We start from the raw sequence: 12057 nt of genomic DNA, 5'->3' as shown, positions 1-12057 counted from the left end.
GGAAACGGCAGCTGGGTTCCGGCTATGGCAAAGATCACAGTACCGATCCTGCATAGATGCGCCGCTTGCCATCCGCGAGGTGTTCGGCCTGAACGAAAAAACGGTCGGCGACATAGCTGGCTACCGTGCCGCTGAGCGAAAGTTTCTCCGAATTGGCGATGCTTTCAACCCACACGGTTTTCGCGCCGGTCAACTTGCCCATCACGATAAAGAACAGGCCCGGCAAGGCCCCGGTGGAAATGACGGTCGTTGGCCGCACATGACGGAACAGGCCGACATAGGCCGGGATCGAAGAGAATATCTTCGTTACCGTGTTCCGGTTGCAGTCAGGGATCTGCTTGAATTGGGCAATCCCGAGCTTCTTCTGGCTAATTGGTGTCGTGCAGGCATAGAATGCGTCACCGCCGTCCATTGCCCCGCCGCCCCAAGCCGGGCGCAACGCGTTCAACTGTTGCCAGTGTCCGCCGCCGGACGACACGCAGAGGACACGCTTATCGGCAGGCTGGCCTTGTCCGCGTGAATCCTTCAAAACCGTGCGACCCTTCTTCGGAGGCATTTTGCGATCTCGGCCAGATCATCACCTGAAGCCGTCCCTAGCCAAATTACCTATACCGTGGGTTGAGTCAGGTCAATTTCGATACGGTTTCAAACGCTTTGCAGCATGCTGTTACAATCCTTGCGCCGCAACAGGCTTTGCGGCAAGGACGAGGCAACGCCTGGGCAGGAGCGTAAATTGCCGATCCTCGATCTTGTCGCCTGGCTGGCGGTACTTCCTTTTTGCATATGTCTGGCGGTTCTCGGGGTTGAATGCATCCTTGGCCTGCGTCCGATTCGCACGCGCGCGCCGGCACCGTTTGGCAAGGTGGCCGTGATCATGCCGGCACATAACGAGGCGCAGACCATTGGCGAAAGCCTCGCCAGCCTGATTAGCGTCTGTCCGCCGGGCGTGCGGCGGATCGTGGTGGCCGACAATTGCACTGATGCCACTGCCGAAATCGCCCGGAAGCATGATTGCGAAGTGCTGGTGCGCGACGATCCGAGCTTGCGCGGCAAGGGATTTGCGCTGGCATTTGCCCATGATTACCTGCTCGCCGATCCGCCCGAAGTCGTCATTGTCCTTGATGCGGACTGCGCAATCTCCAGGGGCGGAATAGAGGCTCTGGCTTCGGTGGCCTTTTCCAGCGGGCAAGCGGCGCAGTCGGTCAACCTGCAATTCGATCGCTCGCGCTCCGGCGGATTGGTCGATGTCTCCAACTTTGCCTTGCTGGTAAAGAACCTTGTGCGGACCCGGGGTCTGCAACGGCTGAGCGGCAGTTCATCGTTGTTCGGCACGGGCATGGCTCTGCCATGGCGCCACTTCCGCCGCGAAACGCTGGCCACCGACAATATCGTCGATGACCTTGCCCTGACGCTTGAACTGGCGCGGGCCGGCCTGCGTTGCCGCTTGGTTGAAGATGCCCTTGTCACCAGCCCCTCGGCGAACTGGGGGGAAACCATCAACCAGCGCCGGCGCTGGGAGCACGGCTTCCTGATCACCGGAATGACCAAGGCGCTGCCCCTTCTGGGACTGGGCTTGCGACGCGGGTCGCGGCGGCTGTGCGGCTATGCCATGCATCTGCTGGTTCCGCCGCTCGCCCTGCTGGTCATGCTGGCCACCATGGTGCTGATAGCGGTCATTGCCCTGGCACTGCTGGGCGCAAGCTGGGCCCCGGCCATATCGCTTGCAGCCCTGCTTGCTTTGGCCGGCGTCGCCCTGTTTGCAGCCTGGATCGCCGAAGGCAGACAGACGTTGCCATGGCAATCGCTGATACAGATCCCGATCTACGCCCTGCGCAAGTTACCGATCTATGCCGGACTGGTGCTGTCGCGCCAGACAGTCTGGACGCGGACGCGCCGGGATGGGGAAGGCTCATGAATGGAGCCCGTGTTGAACGGTTTCGGTATCACATGGCTCCTGCGCGCTTTCGGCAGCGCAAATAAGCCTCGCATCAATTGGAGATAACGTGGCTCTGAATGATCCCAAGGACGTCACTTCGCTGTCCTATCGCCTGCGCAGCAAGCGTGACCACTTCCTGCGCGAGTTCCTGCTCCGCAATGGCCGGTCGATCATCGACCTCGGTGGTACATCGGACTACTGGCGCCGCGTCGGGCTCGATTTCCTGAAAGACAACGGCTTTACCGTCACCATCGTCAACATCGAGGAAACCGAGCTGGGCGAAGGCCCGTTCAAGTGCATGGTGGGCAATGCCTGCAAGATCGACCTGCCTGACAATTCCTTCGACATCGTCCATTCGAACTCGGTGATAGAACATGTTGGCGGCTGGAACGAAGTCACGGCCTTTGCCGGGGAAGCGCGCCGGCTGGCACCGGCCTATTACGTCCAGACGCCCAATTGGTGGTTCCCGATCGATCCCCATTTCTGGAAGGCACCGTTCTTCCACTGGATGCCCGAGGCCGTGCGCACCGAACTGCTGACGCGTTTCAGCATTGCGACCGCCGGCCGGATCACGGACCGCCGGCTCGCCCGCCAGATTGTCGAGGACACGCGGCTGGTGACTGGGCGGCAAATGCGCGAGCTGTTTCCCGACGCCGAATTCCGCCGCGAGCGCTTTGGCGGGCTGACCAAGTCGTGGATCGCAACGCGGGGCTGATTCAGCCCGAACTGCGCCTATTCCCAAACCGCTTCGGGCGGCAGGCTCATCAGGATGGCGTCGATATTGCCGCCGGTCTTGAGCCCGAACAGCGTACCGCGATCATAGACGAGGTTGAATTCGGCATAGCGCCCCCGCCACGCGAGCTGCTGTCGCTTGTCCTGCGGCGTGAATTCCAGCCCCAAACGGCGGCGCACGAGGCGCGGGAACACAGCGAGGAAAGCCCGCCCGACGTCCTGCGTGAAGGCGAAATTGCGTTCCCACGCCGATTCATCGTCGCATTCGAGATGGTCGTAGAATATCCCGCCGACGCCGCGGTGGACCTGCCGGTGCGGGATGTAGAAGTAGTCGTCCGCCCACTTCTTGTAGCGCTCGTAGTAAGTCGGATTGTGCTTCATGCAGGCGGCACGGAATTCGGCGTGGAACTCTTCGGTGTCGTTCTCATAGGGCAGCGGCGGATTGAGGTCTGCGCCGCCCCCAAACCACGCCTTGGTGGTCGTCAGGAAGCGGGTGTTCATATGCACCGCCGGCACATGAGGGTTCGCCATATGCGCGACAAGGCTGATGCCGGTGGCGGAGAAAGCGTTCTGCTCGGCCGAAGCGCCGTTGATGGTGCCGGCAAAGTCCTTCTGCAGGTCGCCGACAACGGTCGAGATATTGACTCCGACCTTCTCGAAAATCTTGCCCTTCATGAGGCCGCGCGTACCGCCTCCCGTATCGCCGCCACCTTCGCCATCGACTTCGCTGCGCTTCCACGGATCGTATTGGAACGCGGCGTCGGAGCCGGCTTCGCGTTCGATGGCTTCGAATTCGGCGCAGATCTGGTTGCGCAGGTCCTCGAACCAGGCCGAGGCGCGGGCGGTCATGGGGGTCCAGTCAGTCATGTCCTGCCCTTGCCAAGGGATGACGGCTGGGGCAAGGGAAAGCCATGGTTCCCTTTTCGTTCGCTGGTGAGGAATGGCTGCTGCTGGCCAGCGGCGGGCTATTCTGGCCTCGCGAAAATGCCTTGCTGGTGGCGGACTTGCATCTGGAGAAGGGCAGCTTCTTCGCGCGCATCGGACAGATGATCCCGCCTTACGACAGCCGCGAGACGCTTGAGCGGATTGCCCTCGCCGTTGGGCAATCCGGCGCACGGCGGGTGTTCTGCCTCGGCGATTCGTTCCATGACAACGCCGGTGCCCAGCGGCTGGAACCTCACGCCGCCGGGATGCTCGCGGCGCTCACCCGGGCGACCGACTGGGTGTGGATCACCGGCAATCACGATGAAGGCCTGCGGCCCGGACAGGGCGGAACGCTGGTCAGCGAGATAAAGACCGGCGGAGTGATCCTGCGACATCACGCGCGCAGAGGGGAAACCGCGCCCGAACTGTCCGGCCATTTCCACCCGCGCCTGCGGCTGTCCGTGCGCGGACGCAACATCGTCCGACCCTGCGCCGTTGCCAGCGAGAACCGGCTGGTGCTGCCCGCCTTCGGTGCCTTTACCGGCGGGATGGATGCGGCCGATCCGGCGATCCTCTCTGCCCTTCAGCCCGCGCGGCGCATCAGGGCGTTGCTCGCGACGAAAGGCAAAGTGGCCGAGTTTCCGCTCTGGGCTGCGGCCTGAGAGCGCCACGCGCCGGTCAGACAAAAAAGAAGGGGCGCCGAAGCGCCCCTTCCCGATTTTCGTGACGTCTTCGCCGATCAGAACGCGAAGACCACCGTGCCGCTGATCGTGCGCGGCGCGCCGATCTGGACGTTGGGGGCGTTGCCGTAAGTTGCCCCACCGGTCGAAGTCGAAATGCTGCCGCTCAGCGCCTGGTTCAGGCCGCCGCCGAAACCACCGACATAGAACTGATCGAACAAGTTGTAGACGTTGAGCTGCAGATAGGTCTTGTCGTTGAGGCCCATGAACGAGAGGTTCAGGCGGGCATCGAGGTTGACCAGCCAGTAGGCGGCTGCCGTGGCTTCATAGACCTTGGTGTTTACAGCAGTTGCCGTCGGCGCACCGCAAGTCAGAACACTGGCGACTGTCGCGCAGGCCTTGGCACCGGTTGGCACGAACGTTCCCGTGTAGACCGCTTCGTTGGTGTCGTAGACGTAGCGTTCGCCGGTGCGCTTGGCAGTTATGCCCAGTTCGACCGGTCCGATTTCACCGCGTGCAGTGAAGCCGAACGTGTACTTCGGCGCACCCGATTCCCGCTTGCCGGCCGTCAGGGCATAGATCGGCGAAAGGTCGCTGTTGCGGCCGATCACGACGTTGTCCTTGATTTCCGACTTCAGGATCGAGCCGAACGCATAAAAGGTCAGAGCCGGCATCGGCTGCCAAGCGATCGAGCCATCCATGCCGTACTTCTTCACGTCACCGAGGTTACGATAAACGGTCTGGTTCAGTTCCGGATCGTAGGCCTGTGCCGAACGGTTGTGGAACTGGTTGTAGAAGCCGGAAAGCTGCGCCTGGATGTTGCCCGACCTGTAACGAACGCCAAGGTCAAAGTTGTCAGTCGTTTCCGGAGCCGGCGTCGCCGGCGGCGTGCCCACCGGGTAGAAGAAGGCATTGTACAAGTTATCGGTGCCAGGGACCGAGATACCCTGGCTGAAGTTACCGAACACGCTGAAGCTGTCGACCACGTTGTAGGTGAAGCCGATGTTCGGCAGTGCCTTCTTGTAGTTGTAGACGCGCTTCTGCGGCGCGGCCCAGCCGGTTACGACATTGTTCGTTGCGTTGAACGAATAGGGATTCAACGAACCCGCTGTGGTGCCCAGCGCGGTGTTCGAACTGAAGCATTCAACGAAACCGCTGGCAGAGCTGGTGAAGCAGTTGTTTGTCAGGTCACGCTTAAAGAACGGCATGCGCAGGCCGGCGTTGACGACCAGGCGGTTGTCAAAGAATTCGCCGCGATATTCACCCGAGACCTGATGCAGGATGGCGTAGGACAGCCGATCACGCTTTTGCACGATTGCACCTGTCGAATCTGCCTGTCCTGAATTGACCGGGAAGACATCAATAGGGTTGCCGTTCTGCAGCAGCAGGCCGACTTCGCCAGTCTGCCGATGGCGGGCACGATCCCAGGTGTAGGCAATGCGCAGCGTGTTCGAATCGTCTATCTCATAACGCAGGCCTGCGATCACACCATAGCGCTTGGTCTGGGTCTGGCTGGGGGCCACTACAGTGACGGTATCGAGCGTATCGCCGTCGCCGTTGATGTCACGGCCGAAGTAGGGATTGCCGCCGAGGTAGCCGGTGACGCAGGTGTTATTCGCGCTCGACGGAACCGTGGCGCAGCTGGTCGCATTACCGCGGACTGCGGCAGTCCCGCCAGCCGGATTGATGTCACGCAGACCTTCGAAGCCGTTTGTCGTGCCGCCGCCGTTGGCCTTTACGTACTGGAAGCTGGGATCGATCGTCAGGACAATGTTGTCAGCCAGCGAATAGCGCATGTTGATGCGGATATTGCCGGTGTTCGATGGGTTGAAACGGCGGTCAAATTCGGTGCCGCAGCTGCCGTAGTCGCCATTGGTGTCAACCGAACCATCGGGCTTGCGCGAGGCGGCAACGCCATCGGCAACGCCGTTGGTGCCAACGGCGATCGAGCAAGGGTAGTTGACCAGGTACTGGCGTTCGTCCGCGTTTGCCGGGTAGCGGTTCTGCGAAAGCGGACCGACGATGCGCGGAACAACTACGTTGGCAACGCCGTTGACCGTGGCGGTGCGGGTGGTGTCGAGGCGCAGGGGCAGCGAACCGAAGAAGTTGTTGCGGTTCTGGTTCCAGTGACCGGCGATCGAGATGAAGTCGTCACCTGCCAGCGGCACGTAGAGCTTCCCGTTGTACTGCTGCTTGTCGACCTTGCCGACATTGTTGAACGGGCTGGAGTTGCGGGCCATCGAGGCCGAAACCCACGCGCGGATGCCACCCGGGGTCAGGTCGCCGGTTTCGATCTTGCCGAACATCCGCATGAAATCGTACTGGCCAGCCGAGCCCGAGAGCATGGCGCCGAAATCGCGGTCAGGCTTCTTGGTACGCAGGTTGACCGTGCCGCCGGCCGCCGAGGCGGTCGGGCTGTCAACGTCAGTGGTGCCGAGATTGACGTTGACCTGCTCGAGCAGTTCGGGATCGACCTGCTGGTTCGAGAAGATCGCATAGTTGCCCGAATCGTTCAGCGGAACGCCATCGAAGGTGAGGCTGACGCGGTCGGAAGAGAAGCCGCGAATGTTCAGCGTGCCGCCCGACGAACCGTATGCGTCGTTGTTCTGGAACGAAACGCCGGGGACCTGGTTGATCGTGTCGAGGATCGACTGACCGGGGTTCTGGCGCTGGATGTTCTCGCTCGTCAGGACCGACTTGGCCTTCGAGGTATCGGGCGAGGAGATGCCGCCAACTTCCTGCACGCCGCTGCGGGTGCCGGTGACGACGATTTCCTTTTCAGAGTCGATCGTGCCGGTCGACTGCGCGAATGCAGGTGCGGCAAGGCCGAAGGCGAGGGGAACGGTGGCCGCAGTGACGGCGAGGAACGACTTGAACTGCATGGTTTTTCAACCCCGGTTGCCCCCCGATGTGCCCCAGGAGGAAGTTGGCGAAAGATGCGCGCCGAAATGTGCTGCGAATCAGCGGTAATTCCGGTTCTGCCGGGCTCATACAAGCACCGGCCCGCCACCTGAACACCCCGTTCATGACAGCCTGTTGACAGTCTTGTAGGCAGGAAGGGCCGTTTGGAATATCCTTTCCACAGCAGCCCCGTTCGGGTAATAATTTAACTCAATCGAGCAAGTCTGTCTCGATATCGCCTCTGGGTCGCAAATAGGCGCTCTACGATTCTTGCTGCACTGCGGCAATTGTGCAACGGTTACGACTGAAACGGAATGTCGAGGGACTTTTGGGCGCGCATCACCATCATTACGGCGAGAATCATGGGCACGCGCATGGGCATCACCACGGACACGGACACGGCTCACATGGCCGCGCCTTTGCCATCGGCATCGCGCTCAACACCGCATTCGTCATCATTGAGGCGGGCTATGGCTTCCTCTCCGGCTCGATGGCGCTGGTGGCCGATGCCGGGCACAACCTGTCCGACGTCCTTGGCCTGCTGATCGCCTGGGCTGCTGACAGCCTTTCGGCCCGCCCGGCGTCGGAACGCTTCACTTATGGCTACAAGAGCTCGTCGATCCTTGCCGCGCTGGCCAATTCGGCGCTGCTGATGCTGACCATCGGCGCGATCGGGGCGGAAACGATCCGCCGTTTCTTCAGTCCCGAACCCGTCGCCGGCCAGACGATGATGATCATCGCTGCCATTGGCATCGCGATCAACGCGCTCACTGCCATGCTGTTCGTCAGAGGGAGCAAGCACGATATCAACCTTCGCGGCGCCTTCCTCCACATGATGGGTGATGCGGCAGTTTCGGCGGCGGTGGTGGTCGCCGGGCTGCTGATCCTGTGGACCGGCTTTATCTGGATCGACACGCTGACCGGGCTGCTGATCGTCGCGGTGATAGGCTGGTCAACCTGGGACCTGACGCGTGAAGCGGTGAAGATGGGCTTGCTCGGCGTGCCGCGCGGCATCGATGCCACCAAGGTGCGCGCCCTACTTGATGGCCAACCGGGCGTGACGGCCGTGCATGACCTGCACATCTGGCCGATGAGCACCAAGGAAACCGCGCTCACCGCGCATCTGATCATACCCGGCGGCCATCCCGGTGATGCCTTCCTGCGCGACCTCGCCCATACGCTCGATCACGATTTCGGCATCGACCACGCGACGTTCCAGGTGGAAACCGCCGATGGTCCATGCCATGCTGCCCGTATGCACGAGGCTGGACATGACCACGCGGGCTGACACCGCCCGCATTGAACTGGCCGAAGCCATCGGACGCATTGCCAAGGGCGACCGCAAGGCGCTCGAATTTGTCTATCGCGCAACTTCGGCGAAGCTTTTTGGCATCTGCCTGCGTATCTCGGGTGACAGGGGTGAAGCGGAGGACGCCTTGCAGGACGTCTACGTCAACTTGTGGAATGTCGCTGGCCGCTTTGATGCGGCGCGTGCGAGCCCGGTGAGCTGGCTCGCCGTCTTCGCGCGCAACCGCACGATCGACCGCCTTCGCCGGCGGCGGCGGGTTGATGCGAGCGCGCCGCTTGAAGCTGCCGAGCACGTTGCCGATGGGGCGCCGCTGGCCGAAGCCGCTCTGATCGAAGGTGAGGATAACGACCGCATTCACACCTGCCTCGAAACGCTGGAAGAGCGACAGCGCGGCGTGATCCGCACGGCCTTTTTCGATGGTGTGACCTATGCGGATCTTGCTGCCCGGCAGGACGTGCCGCTGGGCACGGTGAAATCATGGGTCCGGCGCGGTCTTGCCCGCCTCAAGCTGTGTCTCGAAGCATGACCGAACGCGATTATCTTGCCGCCGAACTGGCGCTGGGGCTGCTGGACGGCGAAGAGCTGATCGCCGCGCGCGGGCTCGCCGCATCAGACGCGGACTTTGCCCGGCAGGTTGAAGACTGGCAGCAGCAATTCGCCGCGATGCTAGATACCATCGGAGCGCAAACGCCGCCTGAGCAGCTGTGGGATCGCATCGCCGCCGAGCTTTCGGCCCGGCCCGAAGGCGGCGCGCATATCGCTGTTCTTCAGCGCCGCCTGCGCACCTGGCAGCGCGCTGCGGCGGTATCGGCAATTGCCGCCTGCGCGCTGGCGCTGGTTGTCCTGTCGCCGGTCCTCGCGCCGCGTCCGGCCGAAGCACCTGCCGCGCCGCTGGTGGCGAGCTTTACCTTGCCGTCCACGCCTGCGCGCCTTGGCGTGACCTGGCTCCCCGCCCAGCGCGACCTGCTGGTCGATGCTGCCGGCCTGCCCGGCGACGGGGTGCACGATCACGAATTGTGGCTGGTGCCGCCCGAAGGCAAGACGATCTCGCTCGGCCTGGTCGCGCCGGACAAGTCGGTACGGCTGCACTTATCCAACGACCTTGCCGCCCGCCTGCGGGACGGCGCGACTCTGGCTCTCACGCGTGAGCCGCTGGGCGGTTCGCAAGGCCGTCCAGCCGGGCCGATTGTGGCCACGACAAAATTTTCCCCGACCTGATGCATCCTTAGGCCGATCGGCTGCGTAACTCCGCTCGCAAGGCACCCCCGGCCTTGCGGAATGCAGGAGATTTCAGGATGTATCGCAAGTCGCTCACCCCCAAAATTTTTGGCGTCGTTGCCGCCCTTGGCATGGCTTCGCTCGCCGTTTCTGGCCCGGCGCTTGCCGGCCACCACATGAAGGCCCCGATTGTTGGCGGTGCCGCCATGTATCCGACGAAGACCATCGTCGAGAACGCCGTCAACTCAAAGGTCCACACCACGCTGGTCGCCGCCGTCAAGGCCGCGGACCTCGTTGAAACGCTGTCCAGCCCCGGACCATTCACCGTATTCGCGCCGACCAACGCTGCTTTCGCCAAGCTGCCCGCCGGCACGGTCGAAACGCTGGTCAAGCCTGAGAACAAGGATACCTTGACCAAGATCCTGACCTATCACGTGGTTGCTGGCCGCGTGCTTTCCACCGACCTCGCCAAGATGATCAAGGCGGGCGGCGGCAAGGCAGAGTTCGCCACCGTCCAGGGCCAGAAGCTGACCGCGCGCATGATGGGCAAGGCCATCGTGATTACCGACGCCATGGGCAACAAGGCGACAGTGACTCAGGCAAATGTGTTGCAGTCGAACGGCGTGATCCACGTCACCAACGGCGTGTTCATTCCGCGCTGATCGATCCCCTGGCGCTGCGATAACCGACGCAGCGCCGCGCCCTGCCCCTCCCCCTGCCCTTCGGGGGCAGGGCGCCACTTTCTTCAGACTGTCTGCTAGATCGCGCCGGAAATGAACTCGTGCCGCGCGCCCAGGAAATCTTCCGGCTCGATGGCGAAGCCCGATGAGATGCAGCCTTCCGCAGTGACGCGAAGGCTGCATTTTCCCGTAAAATGGACGCTGGCCTTTTCCTCATCCTCGACCTGCCAGACCAGCGCGTAGATCCCATTCTGCACCTTGCCGAGGAACGCGCCCAGCGCGCCGGCTTCGGCATCGTCCGGCTGGATGAAGGCCACCCGGGTATCGCCCAGCTGGATCAGCGCGCGGCGGCCCGGCTGCGGACATTCGCTGCGCGCGTCCTCGATCACCTCGCCGTCGCAAAGCTGCGTGAAGAAGTGCAGCGCCTTGTCCAGATCAGCTACCACGCAGGCGATGTGATCGAGGCGCAGCACGCCCGAGGCATGACCCTGACCCACTTGCGGTCCCCAGCCGCGCCGGTCATAGGGATCGTTGGGCATCGGCACTTCGCAGACTTCGAGCAGCACGCCGCCAGTGCCCTCTGGTTTGACGAAGAAGAAGAACCCGTAATCGCTGGCGGTCACCGCGCCGGCATCGCGAAATGCCTGACTTGCCGCCTTGCCATCGGCAACCTTGAGCTCGAACGAATGGAAGGCCTGCCCGATCCTGGCAGCCATCCGCGCGAAGGGCTTGGTCAGGTCGTCCGGAGTGCGCGGCGCCATCGGTTCGACCATGTGGTTGGTGACATAAAGCAGCGCCGCATCGCGATCCTCGGCGGGAAAGTAGTTCTCGGCAAAGACCAGCCCGCCCAGCGCATCCTGATACAGCGCGCGGCACCGGGCGATTTCGGTGGTCGCATGGATCGTGTGGATCACACGCGATACCTTGATGCGGTCAGTCATTCATCCATCTCCCGGACTTGCGTTCATCACCGGGCTAGGCGGGTTGCGGCATGGCGCACAAGCACGGCGCGGCACTTTCCGCTGCCGCGATTGGTTTGGCAAACCCGGCCGGGGCAGCTACCCTTTCCGGAGCCGCATGGAAGGACCACGATGAAGAAGACGATTTCCGCGCTTTTGACCGCGACCATGCTGTTGGTCTCCGCCCCGCTGCTGGCCGATGCGCAGAGCGATATCGAAGCCCGTGCCGCCGGGCTCAAGGTTGCCATGGATGAGCGCGACGACAAGGCAATCAAGAAATTCCTGACCAAGGATTTCCAGTCGGTCGACATTTCTGGCGAGACGTCAGACGCCGATGACATGATCACCCGGCTGGCGATGATCCCGGTCGATCCGGCGATGAAGTCGGACAGCAAGATCGTTTCGGTGACGGTCGACGGAGCAAACGCCAAGGTGGTGCAGACGCGCGGCATGAAGATGCAGCGCGAAGGCCGCGACGGCGTCATGCACCAGGGCGAATTCATCACGTCATCGAACGACACCTGGGTCCAGCAGGGCACCACCTGGCTGCTCAAGTCGACCGAAGTTCAGGAAGTGACGATGAAGCGCGACGGCGTGGTCATGCGCAGCTTCAAGAAGGGCGATCCGATCCCGCCCCGCCGCCCGCGCGGTGAAGGACGCGGAGGCCCGGGCGGCGAAGGCGCACCGCCTCCGCCGCCGGCTGACTGATTACATTATT

General features: G+C 62.6%; 12 protein-coding genes. 8 read left to right on the top strand and 4 right to left on the bottom strand.

Annotated elements, in window-relative coordinates:
- Positions 1-34: 34 nt before the first annotated feature.
- Positions 35-556, bottom strand: a complete 522-nt coding sequence (locus RMO89_RS17670; RefSeq protein WP_310534791.1) for a glucuronosyltransferase — start codon at positions 554-556, stop codon at positions 35-37.
- 105 nt (positions 557-661) lie between these two features.
- Here RMO89_RS17670 and RMO89_RS17665 point away from each other — a divergent pair, with 105 nt between their 5' ends.
- Together RMO89_RS17665 and RMO89_RS17660 are read left to right on the top strand one after the other, a co-directional pair.
- Positions 662-1915: a glycosyltransferase family 2 protein gene (locus RMO89_RS17665; RefSeq protein WP_310534790.1), complete on the top strand. Its 1254-nt coding sequence runs from the start codon at positions 662-664 to the stop codon at positions 1913-1915.
- Between the two features lie 88 nt (positions 1916-2003).
- The gene (locus RMO89_RS17660) at positions 2004-2651 is read left to right on the top strand and encodes a methyltransferase domain-containing protein (RefSeq protein ID WP_310534788.1); all 648 of its coding nucleotides are present in this window, start codon (positions 2004-2006) and stop codon (positions 2649-2651) included.
- Positions 2652-2668: 17 nt separating this feature from the next.
- Here the strand turns inward: RMO89_RS17660 and hemF are convergent, their stop codons facing one another.
- Complete coding sequence (gene hemF, locus RMO89_RS17655) at positions 2669-3535, bottom strand: oxygen-dependent coproporphyrinogen oxidase (RefSeq protein ID WP_310534787.1); 867 nt, start codon at positions 3533-3535, stop codon at positions 2669-2671.
- Between the two features lie 44 nt (positions 3536-3579).
- Here hemF and pdeM point away from each other — a divergent pair, with 44 nt between their 5' ends.
- On the top strand, positions 3580-4254 hold the full coding sequence (pdeM, locus tag RMO89_RS17650; RefSeq protein ID WP_310534786.1) for a ligase-associated DNA damage response endonuclease PdeM: 675 nt from the start codon (positions 3580-3582) through the stop codon (positions 4252-4254).
- Between the two features lie 77 nt (positions 4255-4331).
- Here the strand turns inward: pdeM and RMO89_RS17645 are convergent, their stop codons facing one another.
- Positions 4332-7154, bottom strand: a complete 2823-nt coding sequence (locus RMO89_RS17645; protein ID WP_310534785.1) for a TonB-dependent receptor domain-containing protein — start codon at positions 7152-7154, stop codon at positions 4332-4334.
- Between the two features lie 347 nt (positions 7155-7501).
- Here RMO89_RS17645 and RMO89_RS17640 point away from each other — a divergent pair, with 347 nt between their 5' ends.
- From RMO89_RS17640 to RMO89_RS17625, 4 genes are all read left to right on the top strand, one after another.
- Positions 7502-8461 (top strand): cation diffusion facilitator family transporter, encoded by a 960-nt coding sequence (locus tag RMO89_RS17640; RefSeq protein ID WP_310534784.1) that lies wholly within the window; start codon positions 7502-7504, stop codon positions 8459-8461.
- The gene (locus RMO89_RS17635) at positions 8445-9008 is read left to right on the top strand and encodes a sigma-70 family RNA polymerase sigma factor (protein ID WP_310534783.1); all 564 of its coding nucleotides are present in this window, start codon (positions 8445-8447) and stop codon (positions 9006-9008) included. The genes RMO89_RS17640 and RMO89_RS17635 overlap by 17 nt, the downstream gene beginning before the upstream one ends.
- Positions 9005-9700 carry an anti-sigma factor domain-containing protein gene (locus RMO89_RS17630; protein ID WP_310534782.1) on the top strand — a complete coding sequence of 232 codons (696 nt, stop codon included), beginning with the start codon at positions 9005-9007 and terminating at the stop codon, positions 9698-9700. The genes RMO89_RS17635 and RMO89_RS17630 overlap by 4 nt, the downstream gene beginning before the upstream one ends.
- A gap of 77 nt (positions 9701-9777) precedes the next feature.
- The gene (locus RMO89_RS17625) at positions 9778-10362 is read left to right on the top strand and encodes a fasciclin domain-containing protein (RefSeq protein ID WP_409035579.1); all 585 of its coding nucleotides are present in this window, start codon (positions 9778-9780) and stop codon (positions 10360-10362) included.
- Between the two features lie 95 nt (positions 10363-10457).
- On the opposite strand, the gene RMO89_RS17620 is transcribed toward RMO89_RS17625, so the two are convergent.
- Positions 10458-11321, bottom strand: coding sequence for a VOC family protein (locus RMO89_RS17620; protein WP_310534781.1), 864 nt, complete (start codon positions 11319-11321; stop codon positions 10458-10460).
- 150 nt (positions 11322-11471) lie between these two features.
- On the opposite strand from RMO89_RS17620, the gene RMO89_RS17615 reads away from it, so the two are divergent.
- Entirely contained in the window at positions 11472-12047 is a 576-nt protein-coding gene (locus RMO89_RS17615) for a hypothetical protein (protein WP_310534780.1), read from the top strand.
- Positions 12048-12057 lie beyond the last annotated feature (10 nt).

This window comes from Novosphingobium sp. (genome assembly GCF_031424035.1).
Classification (GTDB): Bacteria; Pseudomonadota; Alphaproteobacteria; order Sphingomonadales; family Sphingomonadaceae; genus Novosphingobium.
This window is presented reverse-complemented; position numbering and strand designations above follow the sequence as displayed.